This window comes from Pseudomonas sp. BNK-45, assembly GCF_047456255.1.
Taxonomy (GTDB): Bacteria; Pseudomonadota; Gammaproteobacteria; order Pseudomonadales; family Pseudomonadaceae; genus Aquipseudomonas.
The window spans coordinates 5671512-5697016 of the sequence record NZ_CP179909.1 but is presented as its reverse complement, the minus strand read 5'-3'; the positions used below and the strand labels follow the sequence as shown (position 1 = coordinate 5697016).

Genomic DNA, 25505 nt, shown 5'->3' with positions numbered 1-25505 from the left:
CTGTACTTGCGTGGCTTGGACCCGCACCATGGCGTGCGTCCGGCGTCGTTGCAATCCGACCGGACCGCCCTTACTTATTCAATTCCCCTTCTTGGTGCATGAATCCGATATGAGTTCCGCTCTGTCCATCCGGCAGCTAACCAAAACCTACGGCAACGGTTTCCAGGCCCTGAGTGGTATCGATCTGGACGTCGCCGAAGGTGATTTCTTCGCCCTGCTCGGCCCTAACGGGGCCGGTAAATCCACCACCATCGGCATTCTCTCGACCCTGGTGAACAAGACCAGCGGCAGCGTCAATGTCTTCGGCCACGACCTTGATCGTGAGCCGGCGGCGCTCAAGCGCTGCATCGGTGTGGTGCCGCAGGAATTCAATTTCAACCAGTTCGAGAAGACCTTCGACATCGTCGTGACCCAGGCCGGCTACTACGGCATTCCGGCGAGAATCGCCAAGGAGCGGGCCGAGCAGTACCTGACCCAGCTCGGCCTGTGGGACAAGCGCGATGTGCCTTCACGCTCCCTGTCCGGTGGCATGAAGCGACGCCTGATGATCGCTCGGGCCCTGGTCCACGAGCCGCGCCTGCTGATCCTCGACGAACCCACTGCCGGGGTCGACATCGAGCTGCGTCGCTCGATGTGGACCTTCCTCACCGAGCTCAACCAGAAAGGCATCACCATCATCCTCACCACCCATTACCTGGAAGAGGCTGAACAGCTGTGCCGCAACATCGGCATCATCGACCACGGCACCATCGTCGAGAACACCAGCATGCGTCAGCTGCTGAGTCAGCTGCATGTGGAAACCTTCCTGCTCGACCTCAAGCACGACCTCAGCGTGGCGCCGCAGTTGGCCGGCTATCCAACCCGGCTGGTCGACAGCCACACCCTGGAAGTCCAGGTGGACAAGGCCGTCGGCATCACCGCGCTGTTCGGTCAGCTGGCCCTGCAGAACATCGAGGTCTTGAGCCTGCGTAACAAAACCAACCGACTTGAGGAGCTGTTCGTGTCCCTGGTGGAGAAGAATCTATCGAAGGTGGCGGTATGAGTTCGGAGTTGAAACCCAACCTGGTGGCACTCAACACCATCGTCTATCGGGAGATCCGCCGCTTCACCCGGATCTGGCCGCAGACCCTGCTGCCGCCGGCCATCACCATGGTCCTGTACTTCGTCATCTTCGGTAACCTGATCGGGCGGCAGATCGGCGATATGGGTGGCTTCACCTACATGGAGTACATCGTGCCGGGGCTGATCATGATGTCGGTGATCACCAACTCCTACGGCAACGTGGTGTCGAGTTTCTTCGGCAGCAAGTTCCAGCGCTCGATCGAGGAACTGATGGTATCGCCGGTGTCGCCGCACACCATCCTGATCGGCTACACCCTTGGCGGGGTCCTGCGGGGCCTGATGGTGGGGATCATCGTGACCCTGCTGTCGCTGTTTTTCACCACGTTGCAGGTGCATCACCTGGGCGTCACCGTGCTGGTGGTGGTGCTGACGGCGACCATATTCTCGTTGCTGGGCTTCATCAACGCGGTGTTCGCGCGCAACTTCGATGACATCTCGATCATTCCGACGTTCGTGCTGACCCCCCTGACCTACCTGGGCGGGGTGTTCTATTCGATCAACCTGCTGCCGCCGTTCTGGCAGACCGTGTCCCTGGCCAACCCGGTGCTGCACATGGTCAACGCCTTCCGCTTCGGCATCCTCGGGGTGTCGGACATCCGGATCAGCGTGGCCATTACGTTCATGCTGGTGGCCACCGTGGTGCTGTACATCGGTTGCGCCCGGTTGCTGGTCAGCGGGCGCGGCATGCGTCAGTGAACGGCTTGCGCGTCTGATGCAAACGGCCTCCTTCGGGAGGCCGTTTGCGTTGTTCATAGGCGCTGCTGCTTGCGCCTGCGCCACTGGCGAGCGACCCACCAGCGCCAATAGAGCATGGTCAGGCAATAGGCCGCGGCTCCCAGCACCAGGCCGGCCACCACCGACCCCAGGAGAAAGGGTTGCCACAGGGTGCTGAGCTGACCGCTGATCCACTCCCAGGTCAACTCGTCGGGCAGGGTGCGGGCCGGCACGTTCATCAGCCAGGCCCCCAGTTGATAGGTGCAGAAGAACACCGGCGGCATGGTGATGGGATTGGTCAGCCACACCAGGCTGACACTGATGGGCATGTTGGCCCGCAGCCAGACGGCCAGCACCGCCGCCAGCAGCATCTGCATCGGAATGGGGATGAAGGCGGCGAACAAGCCCACCGCCATGGCGCGGGCCACGGAGTGTCGATTGAGGTGCCAGAGGTTGGCGTCATGCAACAGCGTGCCAAGAAAGCGTAAGGACTTGTGTTCCCGGATGCTGGCCGGATCTGGCATGTAACGTTTGAATAAGCGCCGGGGCATAAGGCTTCTCGGTTGGATCAGGCCGCGATTATGAACGGATTCTAGTCAGGGCAAATTCAGACATTGTGACAAATGATAAAGCCGCGCCGCCGATCCTCGGCTAAGCCCAGAGTAGGGACTGCCAAGGAGGGGCTGGCTGATGGGGACGGGGTTGCTGGCACTGGCCGCGGGGCTGCTGGCGCTGGGTTTTCTACCGGTGTTGCCGCCGGTCTGGCTGTTGCTGGCGTTGGCGGTCGTGGGGCTGATGCTGCTGCCGTTTCGTACACATCCCGTGGCATTTTTTCTCTTCGGTTTCGCCTGGGCTTGCGTTTCCGGGCATTGGGCCCTGAATGATCGCCTGGCTCCTGGCCTGGAAGGACAGACCCGCTGGCTGGAGGGGCAGGTCAGTGGTTTGCCGGAGCAGGGCCAGGGCGTGGTGCGCTTTGAGCTGCAGGGTGCCCAGGCGCGACGCGAGCGTCTGCCGCGGCGGATACGCCTGGCCTGGCACGACGCCCCGCCGCTGCACAGTGGCGAGCGCTGGCGCCTGGCGGTCACGTTGCGGCGTCCTGCCGGGCTGCTCAATGTCCAGGGGTTCGATCACCAGGCCTGGCTGCTGGCGCGGCGCATCGGGGCCACCGGCACGGTCAAGGCCGGGCAGTTGCTCAGGCCCGCCCGCCTGGCCTGGCGCGAGGGCCTGCGCCAGCACCTGCTGGGTGTCGAGGCACAAGGGCGTGGCGCCGGGCTGGCGGCACTGGTGATGGGCGACGGCTCGGGGCTGACGCGCCAGGACTGGCAGGTGCTGCAGGACACCGGCACGGTTCACCTGATGGTGATTTCCGGTCAGCACATCAGCCTGCTGGCCGGGGTGATCTACCTCGGGGTGGCCGGGCTTGCCCGCTGGGGCATCTGGCCCGAGCGCCGGCCATGGCTGCCCTGGGCCTGTGCCCTGGCCTTTCTCGGGGCTCTGGGCTACGGCCTGCTGGCCGGGTTCGATGTGCCGGTGCAACGGGCTTGCGTGATGGTCGCCCTGGTCCTGCTCTGGCGGCTGCGCTTTCGCCATCTGGGCGTCTGGCGACCCTGGCTGCTGGCGTTGAATGCGGTGTTGCTGTTCGAGCCCCTGGCCAGTCTGCAGCCGGGATTCTGGCTGTCCTTTGCCGCGGTGGCGATCCTGCTTCTTACCTTCGCCGGGCGCCTGGGGCGCTGGCGCTGGTGGCAGGCCTGGAGCCGTGCGCAGTGGCTGATCGCCATTGGCTTGCTGCCGCCGCTGCTGGCCCTGGGGTTGCCCATCAGTTTCAGCGGTCCCCTGGCCAATCTGCTGGCGGTGCCGTGGATCAGTCTGCTGGTGCTGCCGCCGGCCCTGCTGGGTTGTCTGTTGCTGCCGGTGCCACATGTGGGCGAGGGTTTGCTGTGGCTGGCCGGGGGGCTGCTGGATGGGCTGTTCCTTTTGTTGGGGACGATCGCCGGTGCCTGGCCGGCCTGGGTGGCGCCGTTGCTGCCCTGGTGGCTTTGGGGGCTCAGTGCCCTGGGGGCCTTGCTGTTGCTCCTGCCCAGCGGTGTACCGCTGCGGGTGCTGGGGTGGCCGCTGTTGCTATTGGCCATCTGGCCGCCCGAGCAAGTGCTGCCCGAGGGTGAGGTGGAGGTCTGGCAACTGGACGTGGGGCAGGGGCTGTCGATGCTCCTGCGCACCCGCGATCACGCCATGCTCTACGATGCCGGCGCCCGGGTGGGGGATTTCGATCTCGGCGAGCGGGTGGTGCTGCCCAGCTTGCGCAAGCTGGGGATCAGGCAGCTGGACCTGATGCTGCTCAGTCATGCCGACAACGATCATGCCGGTGGCGCCCTGGCGGTCTGGCGCGGAATCGATGTGGCCCGGGTGCGCAGCGGCGAGCCCGGGGCATTGCCCGACGCCCTGCAAGCACAGCCTTGCGAGTCGGGCCTGGGCTGGCAATGGAATGGGGTGCGCTTTTTGCTGTGGCAATGGCCGGCGGCGGCCGATGGCAACCAGGCTTCCTGCGTGTTGCAGGTCGAGGCTCGGGGCGAGCGGCTGTTGCTCACCGGCGACATCGACGTGCATGCCGAACGGGCATTGCTCGCCAGTCCGCTGGCGGTTCACACCCACTGGTTGCAGGCCCCCCATCATGGCAGTCGCACTTCTTCGTCCATGGCCCTGCTGCAACGCCTGCGACCGACCGCGGTGCTGATTTCCCGCGGGCGGGGCAATGCCTTCGGTCATCCCCATGCCGAGGTACTGGCGCGCTATCGACGGCTGGGGGTGGTTGTGCATGACAGCGCCGATCAAGGAGCGCTGAAACTGCGCCTGGGGACTTTCGGGCCCGTGCAAAGCCTGCGCGCGCAGCGGCGTTTCTGGCGCGATTGAGCACTAATGCCTTAAATAACCGTGAGTTATTAAAGCCTGTGAGCATGCGACATCACGGTCTTCGGTGCGTCCGGCCCCTATGTTAGAGTGGCGCACTTTTTCGAGGGGACTGTCACTGTGTGGGAATTGGTCAAATCCGGCGGCTGGATGATGTTGCCGATCATTCTGAGTTCCATCGCGGCTGTGGGCATCATTGCCGAGCGTTTGTGGACCCTGCGGGCCAGCCGGGTCACCCCGCCCCATCTGTTGGGTCAGGTCTGGCGCTGGATCAAGGACAAGCAACTGAACAAGGAAAAGCTCAAGGAGCTGCGCGCCGATTCGCCCCTGGGGGAGATCCTGGCCGCGGGCCTGGCCAACTCCAAGCATGGTCGCGAGATCATGAAGGAATGCATTGAAGAGGCGGCAGCCCGCGTGATCCACGAGCTGGAGCGCTACCTCAATGCCCTCGGCACCATCGCCGCCATGGCCCCGCTGCTGGGCCTCTTGGGCACGGTGCTGGGCATGATCGACATCTTCAGTTCGTTCATGGGCTCGGGCATGACCACCAACGCCCACGTGCTGGCCGGCGGTATTTCCAAGGCCTTGATCACCACTGCCGCGGGCCTGATGGTGGGGATTCCTTCGGTGTTCTTCCACCGCTTCCTGCAACGTCGGGTCGATGAGCTGGTGGTGGGCATGGAACAGGAGGCGATCAAGCTGGTGGAAGTGATCCAGGGTGACCGCGATGTCGACCTGGCCGAGGGCAAAGCGTGAAATTCCGTCGCAAACCCCGGGAAACCGTGGACATCAACCTTGCGTCATTGATTGACGTGGTGTTCATCCTGCTGCTGTTTTTCGTCGTCACCACCACCTTTACCCGGGAGACCCAGTTGCGGGTCGACCTGCCGGAAGCGGTCAGCGGCTCACCCGCCGAAGACCAGGAGGTCAAGCAGCTGGATATCGCCATCAGCGCCGACGGGGTGTTCTCGGTCAACAATCAGGTCCTGCCGAAAAGTGACCTGGCCACCCTGATGGAGGCCTTGCAGAAGGAGTCGGCAGGGGACACCCATCTGCCGCTGTCCATCAGCGCCGACGGCAAGACTCAACATCAAGCGGTGATCACTGCCATGGACGCGGCCGGCAAGCTCGGTTTCAGCCACCTGCGCATGACCACCGTCGAGGCGGCGCCGGCACCCTGATGGCACTCTCCGATCGTTTGCTCGCCGCCTGGTACAACGGCCATCCCGCGCTGAAGCTGCTGCAGCCTCTGGAATACCTGTACCGTCGAGTGGTGGTGGGCAAGCGCCGGCGCTTTCTGGCGGGCGAGGGGGCGATCTATCAGCCGCCGGTGCCGTTGATCGTGGTGGGCAACATTACCGTAGGCGGCACGGGCAAGACGCCGTTGATCTTGTGGCTGGTGGCGCACTGCCAGCGCCTTGGCCTGCGGGTCGGGGTGGTCAGTCGCGGCTATGGCGCCAAGCCGCCGCAACTGCCCTGGCGGGTGACGGCCGATGACAGCGCTGCGGTGGCCGGCGATGAACCGCTGCTGATCGTCCAGCGCTGTGGCGTACCGCTGATGATCGACCCTGATCGCAGCCGCGCGGTGCAGGCCTTGCTGGCCGCCGAACCGCTGGACCTGATTCTCTCCGACGACGGCCTGCAGCATTACCGCCTGGCCCGTGACCTGGAGCTGGTGCTGATCGACGCGGCCCGCGGCCTGGGCAATCGCCGCTGTTTGCCGGCCGGGCCCCTGCGCGAGCCGGTGGAGCGCCTGCAGAGCGTCGATGCACTGCTCTACAACGGCGCCTTTGATGATCATGCCGACGGCTTTGCCTTCCATCTCAAGCCTTCGGCGCTGGTCAATCTGCAGAGCGGCGAGCGCCGCCCGGTGGAGCACTTCGCGCCAGGGCAGGCGGTGCACGCGGTGGCCGGTATCGGCAACCCCCAGCGTTTCTTCAATACCCTTGAAACGCTACACTGGCGGCCTGTCCCCCATGCATTTGCCGATCACGCTCAATACAGTGCGCAGGCCCTGGCCTTCACCCCGTCATTGCCGTTGGTCATGACCGAGAAAGATGCGGTCAAGTGCCGTGACTTCGCGGCTGCCGACTGGTGGTACCTGGCGGTGGATGCGGTGCCGTCCGCGGCCTTCATCGCCTGGTTCGATACCCAGCTGATGCGCCTGCTGCCTGATCGTCTGTTGCCTTAATCGCTTTTATCCAGGGAAACCTCATGGACACCAAACTGCTCGACATCCTGGCCTGCCCGATCTGCAAGGGCCCGCTCAAACTCAGTGCCGACAAGACCGAGCTGATCAGCAAGGGCGCCGGCCTGGCCTATCCGATCCGCGACGGCATCCCGGTGATGCTGGAAAGCGAAGCCCGTACCCTGACTACCGAAGAGCGCCTGGACAAATGAGCTGCGCCTTCACCGTGGTCATCCCGGCACGCTTTGCCTCCACCCGCCTGCCGGGCAAGCCCCTGCAACTGATTGCCGGCAAGCCGATGATCCAGTGGGTCTGGGAGCAGGCGTGCAAGAGCGGCGCCGAGCGTGTGGTGGTGGCCACCGACGACCCGCGTATCGTCGAGGCGTGCCAGGGCTTTGGCGCGCAAGCGCTGCTGACCCGGGAAGACCACAACTCGGGGACCGATCGCCTGGCGGAAGTCGCCAGCCAGCTTGGCCTGGCGGCGGATGCCATCGTGGTCAACGTCCAAGGCGACGAGCCGCTGATCCCGCCTTCGGTGATCGATCAGGTGGCGGCCAACCTGGCGGCCCACACCGAGGCGCGCATGGCCACCCTGGCCGAGCCGATCGAGGATGTGCAGACGCTGTTCAATCCCAACGTGGTCAAGGTGGTCACGGACCTCAACGGTCTGGCCCTGACCTTCAGCCGTGCCACCTTGCCCTGGGCGCGGGATGCCTTCGCCAAGAGTCATGAGCACTTGCCGGAAGGCGTGCCTTACCGGCGCCACATCGGCATCTATGCCTATCGCGCCGGTTTCCTCCATGACTTCGTCAGCTGGGGCCCGTGCTGGCTGGAAAACACCGAATCCCTGGAGCAGTTGCGTGCCTTGTGGCACGGCGTGCGGATTCATGTCGCCGATGCTCTGGAGGCCCCACCCACTGGCGTCGATACCGCCGAAGACCTTGAGCGCGTTCGGCGCCTGCTGGAGGCCTGATGCGGGTTCTGTTCGTCTGCCTGGGCAATATCTGTCGCTCGCCCACTGCCGAGGGTGTGCTGCGCCACAAGTTGCGCGCCGCCGGCCTGGGCGATCAGGTGCAGGTCGCGTCGGCTGGCACCAGCGACTGGCATATCGGCAAGGCCCCGGATTCACGCAGCCAGCAGGCGGCCTTGCGCCGTGGCTACGACCTTTCGGCGCAACGGGCGCAGCAGGTCGGCAGTGCCGATTTCGCCGTGTATGACCTGATCCTGGCCATGGACCAGAGCAACCTGCGCAACCTCAAGGCCCTGCAGCCGGCCCGGGGCAAGGCCGAGCTGGACCTGTTCCTGCGCCGTTACGAGTCGGTCCTGGATGAGGTGCCCGATCCCTACTACGACGGCGAGCAGGGCTTCGAGCAGGTGCTGGACCTGATCGAAGAGGCCTGCGACCGGCTGGTGATCGAGTTGAAGGGGCGGCTATGACCCTGCACATTCAGTCCGATGTCTCGCTCAAGCCGTTCAACAGCTTCGGAGTCGAGGTCAAGGCCCTGCGCTTTGCCCAGGCCCACAGCGATGACGACGTGCGCGAAGCCCTGGCCTATTGCGCCGCGCAGCAGTTGCCCCTGCTGGTGATCGGTGGTGGCAGCAACCTGCTACTGACCGCGGATATCCGGGCCCTGGTGCTGCGCATGGCCAGCCGCGGCATCCGTCTGCTCAGCGACGATGGGCAACGGGTGGTGGTGGAAGCCGAGGCCGGGGAAACCTGGCATCCCTTCGTGCAGTGGACCCTGGAGCAGGGCTTGTCCGGGCTGGAGAACCTCAGCCTGATTCCCGGCACCGTGGGCGCGGCGCCGATGCAGAACATCGGCGCCTATGGCGTGGAGATCAAGGACGTGTTCGCCGGCCTGACCGCCCTGGACCGGCAAACCGGGGAGTTGCGCGACTTTGACCTGGCCCAGTGCCAGTTCGCTTACCGCGATAGCCTGTTCAAGCATGAGGCCGGTCGCTGGTTGATCCTGCGGGTGCGTTTTGTCCTGAATCGCGTCGATCATCTGCACCTCGAGTACGGTCCGGTGCGTCAGCGCCTGAACGAGCAGGGCATCGAGCATCCGACGGCCAGCGACGTCAGTCGGGCGATCTGCAGTATCCGCAGCGAGAAGCTTCCCGACCCGGCGGTGCTGGGCAATGCCGGCAGTTTCTTCAAGAACCCGGTGGTCCCGGCGTTGCTGGCGGCGCAGATCAAGCAGGCCTATCCGGGGCTGGTGGGTTATCCCCAGGCCGATGGGCAGGTCAAGTTGGCGGCCGGCTGGCTGATCGAGCAGGCGGGCTGGAAGGGCTTTCGTGAAGCCGATGCCGGGGTCCATCGCCTGCAATCCCTGGTGCTGGTGAACTACGGCACGGCCACCGGCCTGCAACTGCTGGAGCTGGCCCGGCGGATCCAGCGCGATATCGCCGAGCGTTTCAGTGTCGAGCTGGAGATGGAGCCGAATCTGTATTGAGGCGACTCTTGAACTAAGCTCAGCGCTTGAGCCCAAGGCCTTGCACGGTGCACACCCTGCAAGGCTTTTTTATGTCCGGCGGCTTAACTTAGCTTGCTAACAATGTAAGTATTTGTCGTCCCCAAAGGCCCGGTGAAGCCCCGTCTTCACAAGAGAGCCCGATTAGCCTGAGCCGATCTGCGCGCACCGCAGCCGCGTTGCCCCGTGGCAGATGGCTCGACCCCATCACCTCATAGAATGCGGGCGTGCCCATGATTACCCTGAAGCTCAACGGTCAAGATCATCCCCTGGACGTCACCGAGGACATGCCGCTGTTATGGGCCATCCGCGATGTGGCGGGTTACAGCGGCACCAAATTCGGTTGCGGCATGGGTTTGTGCGGTGCCTGCACCGTGCATGTCGACGGCGACCCGGCGCGCAGCTGCATCACCCCGGTCGGCTCGGTGCTGGGCAAGAATGTCAGCACCATCGACTACCTGCACAACGATCCGGTGGGGCAGGTGGTGCAGCAAGCCTGGCTGGATACGGCGGTGGCCCAGTGCGGCTACTGCCAGGGCGGGCAGATCATGTCCGCCACGGCGCTGCTCAAGATCCATCCCAATCCCAGTGACGAACAGATCGAAGAGGCGATGCTCGGCAATATCTGCCGCTGCGGCACCTATAACCGGATCAAGACCGCGATCCGCCAGGCGGCCAACCATCTGCAGGAGGCCAAGGCATGAACCGGCTCCCCAGTGATTTTGCCCTCTGCAACCTTAGTCGCCGTGGTTTTCTCAAGGGGGTGGGCGCCACCGGAGCCCTGGTACTGGCGGCCAGTTGGGGCTGGCAGCAGGCGTTTGCCGAAGAGCAGAAGTTTGGCGCCGATGGCATGCCCCACGGCTGGGTCGACGATCCCAAGGTCTATGTGAGCATTGCCGGCGACGGCAGCGTGACGGTGATCTGCAACCGTTCGGAGATGGGCCAGGGGGTGCGTACCAGCCTGAGCATGGTGGTGGCGGATGAGCTGGAGGCCGATTGGGCCCAGGTCAAGGTCAGGCAGGCGCCCGGAGACGAAGCGCGTTTTGGCAACCAGGACACCGATGGCTCGCGCAGCATGCGCCATTGGTACGAACCCATGCGGCGTTGCGGCGCCGCGGCGCGGACCATGCTGGAGCAGGCGGCTGCCGCGCAGTGGCAGGTACCGCCGAGCGAATGTCGGGCGCAGTTGCACAAGGTGGTTCATACCCCCAGCGGGCGCGAACTGGGCTATGGCGCTCTGGCCGCAGCAGCGGCGGCTCTGGCGGTTCCGGCCCGGGACGGTCTGCGCCTGAAGCAGCCGTCGGAGTTTCGCTATATCGGCAAGGAGGCGACCCGCGCCATCGACGGCCAGGACATCGTCAATGGCCGCGCGGTGTACGGCGCCGATGTGCACTTTGAAGGCATGCTGTTCGCGGCAGTGGCGCGGCCCCCGGTCTATGGCGGCAAGGTCAAGTCCGTGGATGAGCGTGCGGCCCTCAAGGTGCCGGGAGTGATCAAGGTGATACCCATCGACAGTCGCCCCGTGCCTTCCGAGTTCCAGCCCCTGGGGGGCGTGGCGGTGGTGGCGAGCAATACCTGGGCTGCAATCAAGGGCCGCGATGCCTTGAAGATCGAGTGGGACGATGGGGTCAATGCCGGCTATAACTCCGTCGAATACCGCAAGGAGCTGGAGGCGGCGGCACAGAAGCCGGGCAAGGTGGTGCGCAGCACCGGTAATCCGGATGAGGCCATGAACGACGCCCAGAGCAGTCTGGAGGCCACTTATTACCTGCCTCACCTGGCCCAGGCCCCCATGGAGCCGATGGTGGCGGTGGCGCGCTTTCTCGACGGGCGCTGTGAAGCCTGGGCGCCGAGCCAGGCGCCTCAGGTGACCCGCGAGCGGATCGCCGAGCGCCTGGGCATCGGCTTTGATCAGGTCACGGTCAATGTCACCCTGCTGGGCGGCGGTTTCGGGCGCAAATCCAAGCCGGACTTCATTCTGGAGGCGGCCATCCTGGCCAAGGCCTTTCCCGGCAAGGCGGTGCGGGTGCAGTGGACCCGGGAGGACGATATCCATCACTCCTATTTCCATACCGTGTCGGCGGAGTACCTCAAGGCCGGCTTGAACGAGGACGGCATGCCCGCCGCATGGCTGCATCGCACCGTGGCCCCGAGCATCACCGCGCTGTTCGCCCCGGGGATGAACCACGAGGGCGCCTTCGAGCTGGGCATGGGCTTCACCAACATGGCCTATGCGATTCCCAATGTGCGCCTGGAAAACCCCGAAGCTGCGGCCCATACCCGGGTGGGCTGGTATCGCTCGGTGTCGAACATTCCCCACGGCTTCGCCATTCAGAGTTTTGTCGACGAACTGGCCCACAAGGCGGGCCAGGACCCACTGAAGTACCAGCTCAAGCTGCTGGGGCCGGACCGTCAGATCGATCCGCGAACCCTGAGCGAAGAGTGGAATTACGGCGAGTCCCCGGAGCGTTACCCGATCGACACCGGGCGCATGCGTGCGGTACTGGAAACCGCGGCCAAGGCCGCCGGGTGGGGCCGCTCGCTGCCCAAGGGGCGTGGCCTGGGGCTGGCGATGCACTACAGCTTCGTGACCTATGTGGCAGCGGTGATCGAGGTGGAGGTCAAGGACGATGGCACGCTGATTGTGCACCAGGCCGACATCGCCGTGGATTGCGGCCCGCAGATCAACCCCGAGCGTATCCGCTCGCAGTTTGAGGGCGCCTGTGTCATGGGTCTGGGCAATGCGGTGCTGGGGGAAATCAGCTTCAAGGACGGCAAGGTGCAGCAGGACAACTTCCACATGTACGAGGTGGCGCGCATGTCCCTGGCGCCCAAGCAGGTGCAGGTGCACCTGGTAACGCCGCCGGGGGAGGTGCCGTTGGGCGGTGTTGGCGAGCCCGGCGTGCCGCCGATTGCCCCGGCTCTGTGCAATGCGATCTTCGCCGCTACCGGTAAGCGCATCCGCAATCTGCCGGTGCGTTATCAGTTGCAAGGCTGGCAGCAGGCGGGTGCCTGATGGACAGTGTCGACCTGAATGTCCTGCGCAGCGTGCTGGAGTGGCGCCGTGCCGGGCGCGGGGTGCTGCTCTACAGCGTGGTCCAGACCTGGGGCAGCGCGCCGCGCCCTCCGGGCGCCATGCTTGCCCTGCGCGACGACGGCGTGGTGATCGGCTCGGTGTCCGGCGGCTGCATCGAGGACGACCTGATCAGCCGCCTCGGGGACGGGCGTCTCGCACCGCAGGGGCCGCCGGTGCAACTGGTGACTTACGGTGTGACGGTGGAGGAGGCGGCGCGTTTCGGTCTGCCCTGTGGCGGCACCCTGCGTTTGACCGAGGAGCGGGTCGGCGATCCGTCCTGGGTCGCCGAGTTGCTGCGACGTTGCGCGGCGCATCAGATCGTGGCCCGGGAGTTGAACCTGAGCACCGGCCAGGTGCTGCTCAAGGCAGCGGGCAAGCGGGATGAGCTGGCGTTTGACGGTGTCACCCTGCGGGCGATCTACGGACCGCGCTGGCGCCTGTTGCTGATCGGCGCCGGGCAGCTGTCTCGTTATGTGGCGCAAATGGCGCGTCTCTTGGATTTCGAGGTGCTGGTCTGTGATCCGCGCCAGGAGTTCGTGCATGGCTGGGAGGAGCAGGATGGACGCCTGGTCGCCGGCATGCCCGACGATGCGGTGTTGAGTATCGAGCCGGATGAGCGCACCGCGGTGGTGGCCCTGACCCATGATCCGCGCCTGGACGATATGGCGTTGCTGACGGCCCTCGATTCCCCGGCGTTTTATGTCGGCGCCCTGGGTTCGCGGGTCAATAGCCAGAAGCGCCGGGACAATCTGGCCCTGCTGGGATTGTCGAGCGCGGCCATCGAGCGCTTGCACGGGCCGGTGGGGCTGCACATTGGCAGTCATACTCCGGCGGAGATTGCCCTTTCGCTGATGGCGCAGATCGTGGCGCTGAAAAATGGTGTCGAGCCCCTGTCGCAGCAGCCGGTGGCGCGCGTGGCCGAGGTGGCCGGATGAGTCCCTGGCCTTGCGCGATCATCCTGGCGGCGGGGCAGGGCAGTCGTTATCGGCAGGCGCTCGCAGACGATCAGGACAAGTTGCTGGCGCCTTGTGTGGGGCGCGATGGCGTAGAGCGGCCGGTGCTGGAGCAGGTGCTGGTCAACCTGCCTGCCGAAGTGGTACGGCGGGTGCTGGTCACGACGCCGGGACGGCCGCGGGTGGCGGAGCTGGGGCGGGCTTATGGTTGTCAGGTGTTGTTGCTGGACTCGCCGGGCATGGGGCACAGCCTGGCAGCTGCGGTAGCGGCCAGTGCCGACGCCAATGGCTGGGTGGTGTTGCTGGGGGACATGCCTTTCATCCTGCCGGCCAGCATAAGGCGGGTGATCGCGGGGTTGACCGAGGAGAACATCAGCGTGCCGCGGCTGGGGGACGATCTGGGGCATCCGGTGGGGTTTGGTCGGGTTTATGCCGCTGCGTTGCAGGGGTTGTCCGGTGATCGTGGCGCCAGGTGTCTGTTTGCTGCGGGCAAGGTGGTCGAAGTGCCCTTGAGCGACCCGGGCGTGGTGTGGGATGTGGATCTGCCGGCAGCGCTGGTGTTTCGCGAGCATTGAATGGCGGGCATGAAAAAGCCCCGCCCGGTTACCCGGGCGGGGCTTTTTCATTGCCGATGGAGTCAGGCGAGAGGTTTAGGCTCGTGCTGCTTTTCCTCGGTGTGGGCTACGTGCTCAACGGCGTGCTCGACGTTGTGCGGTGCCTCTTCCACCACCGGGGCAGGTTGCTCTGCCACAGGTTCGGTGACCGGCGCAGATGCTGCTTCAGCCGCCTCGACAGGCGCTGGAGCGGCTTCGACCACCACTGGCGCTTCGACCGGAGCGGGTTCGGCAGCAGCCAGCGCTTCAACCGGGGCGGCAGCGGCAGCCAGCTCGGCTTCCTTCTGCAGACGCTCGGCTTCACGCTTGCGACGGCGCACTTCGCGCGGATCGTTTGGTGCGCGACCGTTGCTGGTCAGGGCGCTCACCGGAGCCGCTTCAACCACTGGAGCCGGGGCTTCGGTGACGGCAGGGGCAACAGCCGGTGCAGGCTCTTCAGCCTGGGCAGGCTGCTGGGCAATCACTGGCTGCTCGATGGCAACAGGTTCAGCGGCCGGGGCCGGAGCTTCCTGGGCAGGCTCGATGGCTGTTTCCTCAACCACCGGCGCCTGGACCGCAGGTTCTGCAACAGGCTGCTCGGCTACCACAGGTTGTGCTTCGACAGTCACGGCGGGTTCGGCGGCGACTTCAACCTGAGGCTGCTCTGCAACAACCGGAGCAACTTCGGCCGCTGGGGCCTGTTCAACTGGGGCCAGTTCAACAGCTGGAGCAGCCGGCGCTTCCACTTCAGTAGTGGCTTCGACCACAGGTGCTTGCGGAGCCTGCTCTGCAACAGCGGCGGTCGCGCGTTCGGCTTGCTGATGCGCTTGTGCTTCAGCGTTGGCGCTGATGGCGGTGCTGGCAACAGCGGCAGTGACCGCGAGGCCGGCGGCCAGATCGGCGCTGCTTGGCTCTTCGGCGTTCTCTTCCGAACCCTCGATCACGTTGCCGTTGGCATCACGCTGACGCTCGCGACGGTTGCTGCGACGACGCTGGCCGCGGGAGCGACGGCGTGGACGTTCGCCGTCGGCGTTGTCCTGGCCTTCTTCCTGCAGTTGCTCTTCGTTCGGCAGTGCTTCTTCTTCGCTGGCGGCAGCTGCCTGAGCCTGTTCGGCGCGTGGCTGACGCTCTTCGCGCGGCGGACGCGGCTGGCGCTCTTCCCGTGGCGGACGAGCCGGGCGTTCTTCGGCAACGGCAACGGCAACGGCGGCGGTAGCAGCGGCTGCGGCCGGAGCGGCATCCAGAGGCTCGCGCAGTTCGCGAACACGCTCTTCACGCTCGCCGCGTGGCTTGCGGTCTTCACGTGGGGCGCGTGGTTGACGCTCTTCGCGCGGAGCACGCGGTGCGCGTTCTTCGCGGGCTACACCTTGGACTTCTTCGCGAGCTTCACGCACTTCGCGAGGTTGACGCTCTTCCCGTGGTGCGCGCTCTTCACGCGGTGCACGTTCTTCACGTGGCTTGCGCTCTTCGTCGCGGCGACCGTTGCGGTTACGGCTCTGTTGACGGCCGTTGCGACGCTGCTCTTCGTTGTTGCGGGCAGGGCGCTCGGTTGCCGGCTTCTCGACCACGACCGGAGCGGCCGGCTCTTCCTTGGAGGCGAACAGGCTGACCAGGGACTTGACCAGGCCTTTGAACAGGCTTGGCTCGGCAGCAACCGGGGCTGGAGCGGCAACCGGAGCGACGGCTTCGGTCGGCACAGGGGCATTGGCGCGGGCCGGTGCGGTCTTCACCGCGGCTTCCTGGCGAACCAGGGTGCGGGTGGCGGCGGCTGGCTGCACTTCTTCGGCTTCGGCTGCGGCCGCGGCGATTTCGTAGCTGGACTGGTTGGTGTTGGCTTCCGGGCTGTCATCGCGCAGACGCTGGACTTCGAAGTGCGGCGTTTCGAGGTGATCGTTCGGCAGGATGACGATGCGGGCACGGGTGCGCAGTTCGATCTTGGTGATCGAGTTGCGTTTTTCGTTGAGCAGGAAGGCGGCGACCGGAATCGGCACTTGGGCGCGAACTTCGGCGGTGCGGTCTTTCAGGGCTTCTTCTTCGATCAGGCGCAGGATCGCCAGGGACAGCGATTCGACGTCACGGATGATGCCGGTGCCATTGCAGCGTGGGCAGACGATGCCGCTGCTTTCGCCCAGGGAGGGGCGCAGGCGCTGACGGGACATTTCCAGCAGGCCGAAGCGCGAGATGCGGCCGATCTGCACGCGGGCGCGGTCGGCTTCCAGGCATTCGCGGACTTTTTCTTCCACGGCGCGCTGGTTCTTGGCTGGGGTCATGTCGATGAAGTCGATGACGATCAGGCCGCCGATATCACGCAGACGCAGTTGGCGAGCGATTTCTTCCGCTGCTTCCAGGTTGGTCTGCAGAGCGGTTTCTTCGATGTCGCTGCCTTTGGTGGCGCGAGCCGAGTTGATGTCGATGGACACCAGGGCTTCGGTCGGGTCGATGACGATGGAGCCGCCGGAAGGCAGTTCGACCACGCGCTGGAAGGCGGTTTCGATCTGGCTTTCGATCTGGAAGCGGTTGAACAGCGGCACGCTGTCTTCGTACAGCTTGATCTTGCTGGCGTACTGCGGCATCACCTGGCGGATGAAGGTCAGGGCTTCGTCCTGGGCTTCAACGCTGTCGATCAGCACTTCGCCGATGTCCTGGCGCAGGTAGTCGCGGATCGCGCGGATGATCACGTTGCTTTCCTGGTAGATCAGGAATGGCGCGGAGCGATCCAGGGAGGCTTCCTTGATGGCGGTCCAGAGTTGCAGCAGGTAATCCAGGTCCCACTGCATCTCTTCGCTGCTGCGGCCCAGGCCGGCAGTGCGCACGATCAGGCCCATGTCGGCAGGAGCTACCAGGCCGTTCAGCGCTTCACGCAGTTCGTTGCGCTCTTCGCCTTCGATGCGGCGGGAGATGCCGCCGGCACGCGGGTTGTTCGGCATCAGTACCAGGTAGCGACCGGCGAGGCTGATGAAGGTGGTCAGGGCGGCGCCCTTGTTGCCACGCTCTTCTTTCTCGACCTGGACGATGACTTCCTGGCCTTCGCTCAGGACGTCCTTGATGTTGACGCGGCCTTCGGGGGCTTTCTTGAAGTATTCGCGGGAGATTTCTTTGAGGGGCAGGAAGCCGTGGCGCTCAGAGCCGAAGTCGACAAAGGCAGCCTCGAGGCTTGGTTCGATGCGAGTGATGCGGCCTTTATAGATGTTGGCCTTTTTCTGCTCGCGTGCACCGGACTCGATGTCCAGATCGTAGAGGCGCTGGCCGTCTACCAGGGCAACACGCAACTCTTCGGGTTGAGTTGCGTTAATCAGCATTCTTTTCATGTAGTACCGTCGGTTTCCGGGCTGCCGGAAACGGCGTTCGGCACACACGACTTCTCACGGTCGGTGTCAGGTGCGTCAGGAGTGGTTGACCACTCGAGTGTCTAGCGAGGTTCGTCCGAATAACTAAGAACGAAGTCGCGACTCACGCGTCCTGCTTGCTGTGGTGACTAAGGCACCGCTTAAGCAAAAGTCTGTCAGGAGGAGGAATCAACCGGCGACTGTGGACGAGATGAAGCGTCTTGAATAAAGCCTAATGCTACACAGTCCGACGGTTGTGCATCTCCACCCTACACGTATCCCTGATAATTCGGGTGCTGCCGCGCGCAGAATCCGCAGCGGGTTGGCATTTACCGTGAACTCCGAAAGGGGAGGTCACGCATCATGGCTAAAGGCGTTGTTTCCACAACCTTCGCTTGGGGTTGTCAGGCGCTGACTGCACTTTGTGAACTGGCCGTTAATCGCTGCATAAAAGGCGAGTGATAACTCTGCTTTTTACGGGTTTCAGGCCTCATGTCACCTGCGCTTGTTACAACGTCAGACTCTTCCGGTATGTAGCGAGAGCTGCGTAGGACGGCCTTGCGTCCTTATGAATTGCGTTGGTCAGGGCCGGCTAGTTGCCGCTGTTCCGCTGTCCAGCCGCTTTTGGCGGCGTTCGCGACTATAGCAGCAATCATTAAGTGCTTCAAATCCATAAAAAATTGTTATCATTCGCGCCATGACGACTACTGCCCCCTCGACTCCAGGCGTTCAATTGCTTGAGGTCTCGCCGGAATATGCCGGCCAACGTATTGATAACTTCCTTCTCGCGCGACTCAAAGGCGTGCCCAAGACCTTGATTTATCGCATTTTGCGTAAAGGCGAAGTGCGGGTGAACAAGGGACGGATCAAGCCCGAGTACAAGCTGCAGGCCGGTGATGTGGTGCGCGTGCCGCCGGTGCGCGTGCCCGAGCGCGACGAGCCGGTGCCGCTGGCTCAAGGGTTGTTGCAGCGACTGGAAGCCTCGATTGTCTTTGAAGACAAGGCGCTGATTGTGATCAACAAGCCCGCCGGCATTGCCGTGCACGGCGGCAGCGGCCTTAATTTCGGTGTGATCGAAGCCTTTCGTCAGTTGCGTCCGGATGCCAAGGAGCTGGAGCTGGTGCATCGCCTCGATCGCGACACCTCCGGCCTGCTGATGATCGCGAAGAAGCGCAGCATGTTGCGCCACCTGCACGCCGCGCTGCGTGGTGATGGTGTGGACAAGCGCTACATGGCACTGGTGCGTGGCCACTGGGCAACGGCCCTGAAGCAGGTGCGCGCGCCTTTGCTCAAGAGCAACCTGCGTTCTGGCGAGCGCATGGTGGAGGTCAATGAAGAAGGGAAGGAGGCCTTGACGGTGTTCAAGGTGCTGCGCCGCTTCGGCGAGTTCGCCACCATGGTCGAGGCCAAGCCGGTGACTGGTCGCACTCACCAGATTCGCGTGCACACCCTGCATGCCGGGCACTGCATTGCCGGTGACAGCAAGTACGGCGACGATGATTTCACCCGCGAGATTCGCGAATTGGGCGGCAAGCGCCTGTTCCTTCATGCCTATATGTTGACGGTGCCGCTGCCTGATGGCGGCGAGCTGAAGCTGCAGGCGCCAGTGGATGAAATGTGGGCCAAGACCGTGGAGCGCTTGAGTGCACCCTGATTACCAGCTGTTGATCTTCGATTGGGACGGCACTCTGGCGGATTCCATTGGTCGGATTGTCGAGTCGATGCATGTGTCGGCCGATCGCTCCGGTTTTCCCCGGCGTGACGATTTTGCCGTCAAGGGCATCATCGGTCTTGGCTTGCCGGAGGCGATTCGTACCTTGTATCCCGAAATCGACGAGGGTCAGTTGGTGGCCTTTCGTCAGCATTACGCGGATCACTACATCGCGCTGGAGGCTGAGCCTTCGCCGTTGTTTGCTGGCGTGGTGCAGTCTCTGGAGGCTTTCCGGGCCGAGGGTTATCGGTTGGCAGTTGCCACGGGCAAGGCTCGGCGCGGATTGGATCGGGTGCTGAAGGCCCATGGCTGGGAAGAATATTTCGATATCACCCGGGCGGCCGACGAAACCGCGAGCAAGCCTCATCCGTTGATGCTGGAGGAAATTCTTGCTCATTGCGGAGTCGGCCCAAGGCAGGCTCTGATGGTTGGCGATTCCTCCTTTGATCTGTTGATGGCGCGCAATGCCGGCATGGATTCGGTGGCTGTGAGCTACGGTGCTCAGTCCATCGAGGCTTTGCGGGCTTTCGAGCCGCGCTTGTCCATCGACCGTTTTCCTCAATTGCATGCCTGGCTGAGTCAGGCTGCCGAATAAGTTTTTGCTGGGGTAGCAGGCATGAGCGACGAATGGAAAGCGCCAAGCAAGGCGGGCGCTGAAGAGAGTGATGACAAGAGCTGGAAGCTGCTGGAAAAGACGCTCCTGGCCGGTGTCCAGGAGCAGCGTCGTTCGCGGCGCTGGGGGATCTTCTTCAAGCTGCTGACCTTTGTGTATCTGTTTGTGGCGTTGGCTTTGTTCACGCCGCTGATGACCATGGAAAAGAACGCGGCTCGTGGCGGCAGCTACACCGCGGTGATCGATGTCACGGGTGTGATTGCCGATAAGGAGTCGGCCAGTGCGGACAATATCGTCGGCAGTCTGCGCACCGCCTTCGATGATCCCAAGGTCAAGGGTATTGTTCTGCGCATCAACAGCCCTGGCGGCAGTCCGGTGCAGTCTGGCTACGTCTATGACGAGATTCGTCGTCTGCGGGCTTTGCACAAGGACACCAAGGTCTATGCGGTGATCTCTGATCTGGGGGCTTCTGGTGCTTACTACATCGCCAGTGCTGCCGATGAGATCTATGCCGACAAGGCGAGTCTGGTGGGCTCCATCGGCGTTACGGCGGCCGGGTACGGGTTTGTCGGCGCCATGGAGAAATTGGGGGTCGAGCGTCGTACCTACACTTCCGGCGAACACAAGTCGTTCCTCGATCCGTTCCAGCCACAGAAACCTGATGAAACTCAGTTCTGGCAGGGCGTGCTGGACACCACTCACCGTCAGTTCATAGCCAGCGTCAAGCAGGGGCGTGGCGAGCGCCTCAAGGATAAAGAGCATCCTGAGCTGTTCTCGGGGTTGGTCTGGTCCGGTGAGCAGGCGTTGCAACTGGGCTTGATCGACGGCCTGGGTAATACCAGCTCGGTGGCGCGGGACGTGATTGGTGAAAAAGAGCTGGTGGACTTCACTGTCCAGGAGTCGCCACTCGATCGCTTCTCGAAGAAGCTGGGCGCCAGCGTGGCTGAACAGATCGCCATGTGGATGGGCTTTCAGGGGCCGGCCTTGCGCTGATTGTGCGGTACTGAACAAACCAAGCCGGCCAGAGTGCCGGCTTTTTAGTGTCTGGTCAGGGGATGGCCACGCCTTCGGCTAGCAGCATGTCCACCAGGCGGATCAATGGCAGGCCTACCAGGCTGGTGGCGTCGCTGCCGGTGGTGCTCTGGAATAGGCTGACTCCCAGGCCTTCGGCCTTGAAGCTGCCGGCGCAGTCGAAGGGTTGCTCGGCGTGCAGGTAGCGCTCGATGCGTTGCTGGTCGAGGGTGCGCATATGCACGGTGAAGGGGACGCAGTCGACCTGGCAGTGGCCTGTCCGGCTGTTGAGCAGGGCCAGGCCGGTGAGGAAGGTCACGCTGGCGCCGCTGGCGTCCAGCAGTTGCTGGCGTGCCTTGTCGAAGGTGTGGGGTTTGCCGATGATGCGTTCCCCCAGTACCGCTACCTGGTCCGAGCCGATGATCAGGTGATCCGGGTGTGTGGCTGCAAGGGCGCGGGCCTTTTCTTCCGCCAGGCGTTTCACCAGTGCCATGGCGGGCTCCCCTGGTCGGTGGCTTTCGTCGATATCGGGAGAGCTGCAGGTAAAGGGCAGTTGCAGGCGGGACAGCAATTCCCGGCGATAGACCGAGCTCGAGGCGAGTAATAAAGGCAGCATGCGCATCTCCTGGGATGGGGCGGGAATTCTAGCGGGGCCGGCAAGTGACGGACAGGGCTGAATTTCCTTTGACATGGCTGGGGGCATCCCTATAATGCTGCGCCTATGTTGAATGACCCGATTCCACCTCACGTTGACCCGCGCAAATTGGCTGACCGTGGCACCACCCTTCAAGGTGAACTGCTGCTGGCCGATTTGGAGAGACTCTGCGACCCGCTTTCCGACAATGTCGGTACGGTGCAGGCTAAATTCGTTTTCGAGCGTGACGAGCGTAAAGCTGTAGTTATCCACAGCTCCATCGACGTCGAAGTCAAAATGGTTTGCCAGCGTTGTCTTGAGCTGGTCACCCTGCCGATCCACAGCGAGTGCAGTTACGCCGTGGTGAAGGAGGGTGCGAATACCCAGTCGTTGCCGAAAGGTTATGACGTGCTGGAACTGGGCGAAGATCCTTTGGATCTGCAGGCGTTGATCGAGGAGGAGCTTTTGCTTGCCTTGCCCATCGTGCCTGCTCATCATCCGGAAGAATGCCAGCAGCCGGCGGGGCTCGATGAGCCCGAACCGAGCGAGGACGAGGTAACGCGGTCCAACCCGTTCAGTGTATTGGCGCAGTTAAAGCGTGACCCAAACGTTTAGGAGTTAATCAATTATGGCTGTTCAGCAGAACAAAAAATCCCGCTCTGCCCGTGACATGCGTCGCTCCCACGATGCTCTCGAGGCAAGCACTCTGTCCGTAGAAAAGACCACCGGTGAAGTTCACCTGCGTCACCACGTATCGCCAGAAGGCGTATACCGTGGTCGTAAAGTGATCGACAAGGGCGCTGACGAGTAATCCTTGTCCGCTCAAGTCATCGCGATTGACGCAATGGGCGGGGACTTCGGTCCCCGCAGCATTGTTCAGGCCAGTATTGCTTGCCTGTCTGCTACCCCCTCGCTGCATCTGACCCTGGTGGGTCAACCCTCCCTTCTTGAAGATCTGCTCTCCGGCCATTCGGCTGTGGATCGCGCGCGCCTGACAATCGCTCCTGCCAGTGAAGTGATCACCATGGACGAGAAGCCTGCCCAGGCTCTGCGCGGTAAGCCCGATTCTTCGATGCGGGTGGCGCTTGAGCTATTGCGGGATGAAAAGGTCCAGGCCTGCGTCAGTGCCGGCAATACCGGGGCGCTGATGGCGTTGTCGCGCTATGTGCTCAAAACCCTGCCTGGCATCGACCGTCCGGCGATGGTGGCGGCGATTCCCACTCAGCGTGGCTATTGCCAGTTGCTGGATCTGGGGGCCAACGTCGATTGCAGTGCCGAGCACCTGTTGCAATTCGCAATCATGGGTTCGGTTGCAGCGCAATGCCTGGGCATAGTGCGGCCAAGAGTGGCCTTGCTGAACATCGGCACCGAAGACATCAAGGGCAACCAGCAGGTCAAGCTGGCGGCGAGCCTGCTTCAGCAGGCGCGGGGTCTGAACTACATAGGCTTCGTCGAGGGTGACGGACTGTATCGCGGCGAGGCGGATGTGGTGGTGTGCGACGGTTTTGTCGGCAACATCCTGCTCAAGTCCAGCGAGGGGCTGGCCACCATGATCGCTGCCCGTATCGAGGCATTGTTCAGGCGGAATCTGCTGTCCCGGGCTGTCGGTGCGCTGGCCTTGCCGCTCATGCGGCGATTGCAGGCGGACCTGGCGCCGGCTCGGCACAATGGGGCGAGCTTTCTCGGGTTGCAGGGAATAGTGGTGAAAAGCCACGGTTCTGCGGGTGTTCAGGGGTTTCAGAGTGCAATTCAGCGCGCGCTGATCGAAATCCAGGAAGACTTGCCGCGACGCCTGCACGGGCGCCTTGAAGATCTGTTGCTTTAGGCGTTTATCCTGTGGAGTGCTTAAATGTGACCGCTCAGTTCAATTGGCCATCCAACTGTCAGTTTCTTGCGTCCACTGCGGTGTGACGTCAATTCTCCGACGACAAGATCATTAGGGGCTTGTTACATGTCTGCATCCCTCGCATTCGTCTTTCCAGGACAGGGCTCGCAGTCCCTCGGCATGTTGGCCGAGTTGGGCGCGCAGTACCCACTGATCCTCGACACATTCAAGGAAGCCTCCGATGCTCTGGGCTACGACCTCTGGGCTCTGACCCAGCAAGGTCCCGAAGAGCTGCTCAATCAAACCGACAAGACTCAACCGGCCATCCTCACCGCCTCCATCGCCCTGTGGCGCGTCTGGTTGGCCGAGGGTGGCGCGCGTCCGGCCTTCGTTGCGGGTCACAGCCTGGGTGAATACAGCGCCCTGGTGGCGGCTGGCAGCCTGACTCTGGCTGAGGCGGTCAAGCTGGTCGAACGTCGTGGTCAGCTGATGCAGGAAGCTGTGCCGGCAGGTCAAGGCGGCATGGCGGCGATTCTTGGTCTGGATGACGCCGATGTCGTGGCGGCCTGCGCAGAAGCGGCGCAAGGTGAAGTGGTCAGTGCGGTGAACTACAACTCCCCGGGCCAGGTGGTCATTGCCGGTGCCAAGGCGGCGGTGGACCGTGCCATCGAGGGCTGCAAGGCCCGCGGTGCCAAGCGCGCCATGCCGCTGCCGGTCAGCGTGCCGTCCCATTGCGAGCTGATGCGCCCTGCGGCTGAACGTTTTGCCGAGTCGATCGCGGCGATCAACTGGCAGGCGCCGCAGATTCCTCTGGTACAGAATGTCAGCGCCGCCGTAGCGGCCGACCTCGATACTCTCAAGCGCGATCTGCTGGAGCAGCTGTACAAGCCTGTGCGCTGGGTCGAGTCGGTACAGACCCTGGCAGCCCAAGGCGCCACCCAGCTGGTGGAATGCGGTCCGGGCAAGGTCCTGGCCGGTCTCAACAAGCGCTGCGCCGAAGGCGTGTCGACCTCTAACCTGAATACCCCAGATGCCTTCGCTGCCGCCCGTGCAGCGTTGGCCTGAACTAGGAGAAGCTTGCATGAGTCTGCAAGGTAAAGTTGCACTGGTGACCGGCGCCAGCCGTGGTATCGGCCAGGCCATCGCGCTTGAGCTGGGTCGTATGGGCGCTATCGTGGTGGGCACAGCCACTTCCGCCTCCGGTGCCGAGCGCATCGCCGCTACCCTCAAGGAAAACGGCATTCAGGGCACCGGCCTTGAGCTCAATGTCACCAGCGACGAGTCCGTGGCTGCAGTGCTGGCCAGCATCACTGAGCAGTTCGGTGCGCCGGCGATTCTGGTGAACAACGCCGGCATCACCCGCGACAACTTGATGATGCGCATGAAAGATGACGAGTGGTACGACGTGGTCGATACCAACCTGAACAGCTTGTACCGCCTGTCCAAGGGCGTTCTGCGCGGCATGACCAAGGCTCGTTGGGGTCGAATTATCAGTATTGGCTCGGTTGTGGGTGCCATGGGCAACGCCGGCCAAGTAAACTACGCCGCCGCCAAAGCCGGTCTGGAAGGTTTCAGCCGTGCCCTGGCGCGTGAAGTGGGTTCGCGGTCGATCACTGTGAACTCGGTTGCTCCAGGTTTTATCGACACCGATATGACCCGCGAGTTGCCGGAAGCACAGCGTGAAGCCCTGCTGACGCAAATTCCGCTGGGTCGTCTGGGTCAGGCTCAAGAGATCGCGCAAGTGGTCGCTTTTCTGGCATCCGACGGTGCGGCATACGTTACTGGGGCTACAATCCCGGTCAATGGCGGGATGTATATGTGAGTCAAATGTGACGGATTGCTTCAAAAAAATGTCATACGAGCTGTCTAAAATCCGTTATAAAGCTGCAATCAATTTATAGGCAGATGGCCAAAGGGTTTGAGGGACGAAGCTTTCAGTTGAAAAGCTGAAAAGCCTTTCTATACACTTACCCACTGGCCAGCTGCCTGAATTTGTCCATTAGGAGTGAAAACAAGGTATGAGCACCATCGAAGAGCGCGTCAAGAAAATCGTTGCTGAGCAACTGGGCGTTAAAGAAGAAGAAGTTGTGAACACCGCTTCCTTCGTTGAAGACCTGGGTGCCGACTCCCTTGACACCGTTGAGCTGGTGATGGCTCTGGAAGAGGAATTCGAGACCGAAATCCCTGACGAAGAAGCTGAAAAGATCACTACCGTTCAAGCAGCTATCGACTACGTTACCAGCCACCAGGCTTAATCGTTTTTAGTCGTCTTTTGCTGTCATGGAAAAACCGCACTGCCGTTACGGCGTGCGGTTTTTTCTTTAGGCCTGATACAAAGTGTCGTCATTAGAAAAAGGAGAGTGC

26 protein-coding genes are annotated in these 25505 nt (G+C 63.0%); 23 read left to right on the top strand and 3 right to left on the bottom strand.

The window, feature by feature from the left end:
- Positions 1–109 precede the first annotated feature (109 nt).
- Complete coding sequence (locus ACMGG8_RS25710; protein WP_060838223.1) at positions 110–1042, top strand: ABC transporter ATP-binding protein; 933 nt, start codon at positions 110–112, stop codon at positions 1040–1042.
- Positions 1039–1818, top strand: a complete 780-nt coding sequence (locus ACMGG8_RS25705; RefSeq protein WP_060838224.1) for an ABC transporter permease — start codon at positions 1039–1041, stop codon at positions 1816–1818. Before ACMGG8_RS25710 ends, ACMGG8_RS25705 begins: the two co-directional genes overlap by 4 nt.
- A 53-nt stretch (positions 1819–1871) precedes the next feature.
- Here the strand turns inward: ACMGG8_RS25705 and ACMGG8_RS25700 are convergent, their stop codons facing one another.
- Entirely contained in the window at positions 1872–2387 is a 516-nt protein-coding gene (locus ACMGG8_RS25700; RefSeq protein WP_060838225.1) for a DUF2062 domain-containing protein, read from the bottom strand.
- A 139-nt stretch (positions 2388–2526) separates the two neighbouring features.
- Here ACMGG8_RS25700 and ACMGG8_RS25695 point away from each other — a divergent pair, with 139 nt between their 5' ends.
- The 12 genes from ACMGG8_RS25695 (at position 2527) to ACMGG8_RS25640 (ending at position 14003) form a co-directional block, all read left to right on the top strand.
- A complete protein-coding gene (locus tag ACMGG8_RS25695; protein ID WP_414158683.1) occupies positions 2527–4743 on the top strand; it encodes a DNA internalization-related competence protein ComEC/Rec2 in 2217 nt (738 codons plus the stop codon).
- Between the two features lie 117 nt (positions 4744–4860).
- Positions 4861–5496: a MotA/TolQ/ExbB proton channel family protein gene (locus ACMGG8_RS25690; RefSeq protein ID WP_016968261.1), complete on the top strand. Its 636-nt coding sequence runs from the start codon at positions 4861–4863 to the stop codon at positions 5494–5496.
- Entirely contained in the window at positions 5493–5921 is a 429-nt protein-coding gene (locus ACMGG8_RS25685) for an ExbD/TolR family protein (RefSeq protein ID WP_060842852.1), read from the top strand. Before ACMGG8_RS25690 ends, ACMGG8_RS25685 begins: the two co-directional genes overlap by 4 nt.
- On the top strand, positions 5921–6931 hold the full coding sequence (lpxK, locus tag ACMGG8_RS25680) for a tetraacyldisaccharide 4'-kinase (protein ID WP_414158682.1): 1011 nt from the start codon (positions 5921–5923) through the stop codon (positions 6929–6931). Before ACMGG8_RS25685 ends, lpxK begins: the two co-directional genes overlap by 1 nt.
- 23 nt (positions 6932–6954) lie before the next feature.
- Entirely contained in the window at positions 6955–7140 is a 186-nt protein-coding gene (locus ACMGG8_RS25675) for a Trm112 family protein (protein WP_011060103.1), read from the top strand.
- The gene (gene kdsB / locus ACMGG8_RS25670) at positions 7137–7901 is read left to right on the top strand and encodes a 3-deoxy-manno-octulosonate cytidylyltransferase (protein WP_060842853.1); all 765 of its coding nucleotides are present in this window, start codon (positions 7137–7139) and stop codon (positions 7899–7901) included. The genes ACMGG8_RS25675 and kdsB overlap by 4 nt, the downstream gene beginning before the upstream one ends.
- Positions 7901–8365 carry a low molecular weight protein-tyrosine-phosphatase gene (locus tag ACMGG8_RS25665; protein ID WP_060842854.1) on the top strand — a complete coding sequence of 155 codons (465 nt, stop codon included), beginning with the start codon at positions 7901–7903 and terminating at the stop codon, positions 8363–8365. The genes kdsB and ACMGG8_RS25665 overlap by 1 nt, the downstream gene beginning before the upstream one ends.
- Positions 8362–9381 carry a UDP-N-acetylmuramate dehydrogenase gene (murB, locus tag ACMGG8_RS25660; protein WP_060838231.1) on the top strand — a complete coding sequence of 340 codons (1020 nt, stop codon included), beginning with the start codon at positions 8362–8364 and terminating at the stop codon, positions 9379–9381. The genes ACMGG8_RS25665 and murB overlap by 4 nt, the downstream gene beginning before the upstream one ends.
- Positions 9382–9632: 251 nt before the next feature.
- Positions 9633–10103 carry a (2Fe-2S)-binding protein gene (locus tag ACMGG8_RS25655; RefSeq protein ID WP_016968267.1) on the top strand — a complete coding sequence of 157 codons (471 nt, stop codon included), beginning with the start codon at positions 9633–9635 and terminating at the stop codon, positions 10101–10103.
- Complete coding sequence (locus tag ACMGG8_RS25650; RefSeq protein WP_414158681.1) at positions 10100–12415, top strand: molybdopterin cofactor-binding domain-containing protein; 2316 nt, start codon at positions 10100–10102, stop codon at positions 12413–12415. The genes ACMGG8_RS25655 and ACMGG8_RS25650 overlap by 4 nt, the downstream gene beginning before the upstream one ends.
- Positions 12415–13410: an XdhC family protein gene (locus ACMGG8_RS25645; protein WP_414158680.1), complete on the top strand. Its 996-nt coding sequence runs from the start codon at positions 12415–12417 to the stop codon at positions 13408–13410. Before ACMGG8_RS25650 ends, ACMGG8_RS25645 begins: the two co-directional genes overlap by 1 nt.
- Positions 13407–14003, top strand: a complete 597-nt coding sequence (locus ACMGG8_RS25640) for a nucleotidyltransferase family protein (RefSeq protein ID WP_103741206.1) — start codon at positions 13407–13409, stop codon at positions 14001–14003. Before ACMGG8_RS25645 ends, ACMGG8_RS25640 begins: the two co-directional genes overlap by 4 nt.
- 62 nt (positions 14004–14065) lie before the next feature.
- Here ACMGG8_RS25640 and rne read toward each other — a convergent pair whose 3' ends face one another.
- Positions 14066–17329 (bottom strand): ribonuclease E, encoded by a 3264-nt coding sequence (rne, locus tag ACMGG8_RS25635; RefSeq protein ID WP_414158679.1) that lies wholly within the window; start codon positions 17327–17329, stop codon positions 14066–14068.
- 715 nt (positions 17330–18044) lie between these two features.
- Between rne and rluC the strand changes: the two genes are divergently transcribed.
- From rluC to sppA, 3 genes are read left to right on the top strand one after another with little or no spacing between them, the layout of a single operon-like run.
- Positions 18045–19001, top strand: a complete 957-nt coding sequence (rluC, locus tag ACMGG8_RS25630; protein ID WP_016965316.1) for a 23S rRNA pseudouridine(955/2504/2580) synthase RluC — start codon at positions 18045–18047, stop codon at positions 18999–19001.
- Positions 18991–19653, top strand: coding sequence for an HAD-IA family hydrolase (locus tag ACMGG8_RS25625; RefSeq protein ID WP_414158678.1), 663 nt, complete (start codon positions 18991–18993; stop codon positions 19651–19653). Before rluC ends, ACMGG8_RS25625 begins: the two co-directional genes overlap by 11 nt.
- Before the next feature lie 21 nt (positions 19654–19674).
- Positions 19675–20664 carry a signal peptide peptidase SppA gene (gene sppA, locus ACMGG8_RS25620; RefSeq protein ID WP_060842861.1) on the top strand — a complete coding sequence of 330 codons (990 nt, stop codon included), beginning with the start codon at positions 19675–19677 and terminating at the stop codon, positions 20662–20664.
- A 55-nt stretch (positions 20665–20719) separates the two neighbouring features.
- On the opposite strand, the gene ACMGG8_RS25615 is transcribed toward sppA, so the two are convergent.
- Positions 20720–21298: a Maf family protein gene (locus tag ACMGG8_RS25615; RefSeq protein WP_060838238.1), complete on the bottom strand. Its 579-nt coding sequence runs from the start codon at positions 21296–21298 to the stop codon at positions 20720–20722.
- A 105-nt stretch (positions 21299–21403) separates the two neighbouring features.
- Between ACMGG8_RS25615 and ACMGG8_RS25610 the strand changes: the two genes are divergently transcribed.
- The 6 genes from ACMGG8_RS25610 (at position 21404) to acpP (ending at position 25396) form a co-directional block, all read left to right on the top strand.
- Positions 21404–21931, top strand: a complete 528-nt coding sequence (locus ACMGG8_RS25610; protein ID WP_009047832.1) for a YceD family protein — start codon at positions 21404–21406, stop codon at positions 21929–21931.
- 13 nt (positions 21932–21944) lie between these two features.
- Positions 21945–22127, top strand: coding sequence for a 50S ribosomal protein L32 (gene rpmF / locus ACMGG8_RS25605; RefSeq protein WP_003179396.1), 183 nt, complete (start codon positions 21945–21947; stop codon positions 22125–22127).
- A 3-nt stretch (positions 22128–22130) separates the two neighbouring features.
- Entirely contained in the window at positions 22131–23141 is a 1011-nt protein-coding gene (plsX, locus tag ACMGG8_RS25600) for a phosphate acyltransferase PlsX (protein ID WP_082729196.1), read from the top strand.
- Positions 23142–23267: 126 nt separating this feature from the next.
- Entirely contained in the window at positions 23268–24206 is a 939-nt protein-coding gene (gene fabD / locus ACMGG8_RS25595; protein WP_016968270.1) for an ACP S-malonyltransferase, read from the top strand.
- A 16-nt stretch (positions 24207–24222) separates the two neighbouring features.
- Positions 24223–24963 (top strand): 3-oxoacyl-ACP reductase FabG, encoded by a 741-nt coding sequence (gene fabG, locus ACMGG8_RS25590; RefSeq protein ID WP_047284730.1) that lies wholly within the window; start codon positions 24223–24225, stop codon positions 24961–24963.
- A 196-nt stretch (positions 24964–25159) separates the two neighbouring features.
- On the top strand, positions 25160–25396 hold the full coding sequence (gene acpP, locus ACMGG8_RS25585; protein WP_003175607.1) for an acyl carrier protein: 237 nt from the start codon (positions 25160–25162) through the stop codon (positions 25394–25396).
- The last annotated feature ends 109 nt before the right edge of the window (positions 25397–25505 follow it).

Excerpts from the sequence above, each read along its gene's own strand:
- ACMGG8_RS25710 (WP_060838223.1), top strand. The coding sequence starts at position 110 with ATGAGTTCCGCTCTGTCCATCCGGCAGCTAACCAAAACCTACGGCAAC.
- ACMGG8_RS25705 (WP_060838224.1), top strand. The coding sequence starts at position 1,039 with ATGAGTTCGGAGTTGAAACCCAACCTGGTGGCACTCAACACCATCGTC.
- ACMGG8_RS25700 (WP_060838225.1), bottom strand. The coding sequence starts at position 2,387 with ATGCCCCGGCGCTTATTCAAACGTTACATGCCAGATCCGGCCAGCATC.
- ACMGG8_RS25695 (WP_414158683.1), top strand. The coding sequence starts at position 2,527 with ATGGGGACGGGGTTGCTGGCACTGGCCGCGGGGCTGCTGGCGCTGGGT.
- lpxK (WP_414158682.1), top strand. The coding sequence starts at position 5,921 with ATGGCACTCTCCGATCGTTTGCTCGCCGCCTGGTACAACGGCCATCCC.
- ACMGG8_RS25675 (WP_011060103.1), top strand. The coding sequence starts at position 6,955 with ATGGACACCAAACTGCTCGACATCCTGGCCTGCCCGATCTGCAAGGGC.
- kdsB (WP_060842853.1), top strand. The coding sequence starts at position 7,137 with ATGAGCTGCGCCTTCACCGTGGTCATCCCGGCACGCTTTGCCTCCACC.
- ACMGG8_RS25665 (WP_060842854.1), top strand. The coding sequence starts at position 7,901 with ATGCGGGTTCTGTTCGTCTGCCTGGGCAATATCTGTCGCTCGCCCACT.
- murB (WP_060838231.1), top strand. The coding sequence starts at position 8,362 with ATGACCCTGCACATTCAGTCCGATGTCTCGCTCAAGCCGTTCAACAGC.
- ACMGG8_RS25655 (WP_016968267.1), top strand. The coding sequence starts at position 9,633 with ATGATTACCCTGAAGCTCAACGGTCAAGATCATCCCCTGGACGTCACC.
- ACMGG8_RS25650 (WP_414158681.1), top strand. The coding sequence starts at position 10,100 with ATGAACCGGCTCCCCAGTGATTTTGCCCTCTGCAACCTTAGTCGCCGT.
- ACMGG8_RS25645 (WP_414158680.1), top strand. The coding sequence starts at position 12,415 with ATGGACAGTGTCGACCTGAATGTCCTGCGCAGCGTGCTGGAGTGGCGC.
- ACMGG8_RS25640 (WP_103741206.1), top strand. The coding sequence starts at position 13,407 with ATGAGTCCCTGGCCTTGCGCGATCATCCTGGCGGCGGGGCAGGGCAGT.
- rne (WP_414158679.1), bottom strand. The coding sequence starts at position 17,329 with ATGAAAAGAATGCTGATTAACGCAACTCAACCCGAAGAGTTGCGTGTT.
- rluC (WP_016965316.1), top strand. The coding sequence starts at position 18,045 with ATGACGACTACTGCCCCCTCGACTCCAGGCGTTCAATTGCTTGAGGTC.
- sppA (WP_060842861.1), top strand. The coding sequence starts at position 19,675 with ATGAGCGACGAATGGAAAGCGCCAAGCAAGGCGGGCGCTGAAGAGAGT.
- ACMGG8_RS25615 (WP_060838238.1), bottom strand. The coding sequence starts at position 21,298 with ATGCTGCCTTTATTACTCGCCTCGAGCTCGGTCTATCGCCGGGAATTG.
- ACMGG8_RS25610 (WP_009047832.1), top strand. The coding sequence starts at position 21,404 with ATGTTGAATGACCCGATTCCACCTCACGTTGACCCGCGCAAATTGGCT.
- rpmF (WP_003179396.1), top strand. The coding sequence starts at position 21,945 with ATGGCTGTTCAGCAGAACAAAAAATCCCGCTCTGCCCGTGACATGCGT.
- fabD (WP_016968270.1), top strand. The coding sequence starts at position 23,268 with ATGTCTGCATCCCTCGCATTCGTCTTTCCAGGACAGGGCTCGCAGTCC.
- fabG (WP_047284730.1), top strand. The coding sequence starts at position 24,223 with ATGAGTCTGCAAGGTAAAGTTGCACTGGTGACCGGCGCCAGCCGTGGT.
- acpP (WP_003175607.1), top strand. The coding sequence starts at position 25,160 with ATGAGCACCATCGAAGAGCGCGTCAAGAAAATCGTTGCTGAGCAACTG.